This is a genomic window from Halomonas sp. ND22Bw (assembly GCF_003011945.1).
GTDB classification, from domain to species: Bacteria; Pseudomonadota; Gammaproteobacteria; order Pseudomonadales; family Halomonadaceae; genus Halomonas; species Halomonas halophila.
In genome coordinates this window covers 1-266 of record NZ_PXWD01001006.1, presented here as the reverse complement: position 1 = coordinate 266, position 266 = coordinate 1, and the positions used below count along the sequence as shown (strand labels likewise).

The window sequence follows — 266 nt, the reverse complement described above, 5'->3', positions numbered from 1 at the left end:
CACCACGCGCTGGGCCACGTCATGCTGACCGAAGGCCGCCTTGCGGAAGGCCTGGACTTCATGCGCAGCGTGAGCGACACCTGGACCGGCCTCAACTCCTTCATGGTCACGCACAACTGGTGGCATGTGGCGCTGTTCCTCATCGACCTCGGCCGCGACGACGAGGCGCTGGCCGTGGCGGCGCGCTTCAAGATTGCGTATCCCGTGGAATATGCCCGCTGGATCCGCGGGGAACCGCCTGAAGCACCGGGCGATTGACGTCCTTT

Annotated in this window: 1 pseudogene; it reads left to right on the top strand. The window is 65.4% G+C overall.

The features are described 5' to 3' along the window. Positions 1-258: pseudogene (locus CVH10_RS21205) on the top strand (hypothetical protein); the annotation flags it as partial. Between the last annotated feature and the right edge of the window lie 8 nt (positions 259-266).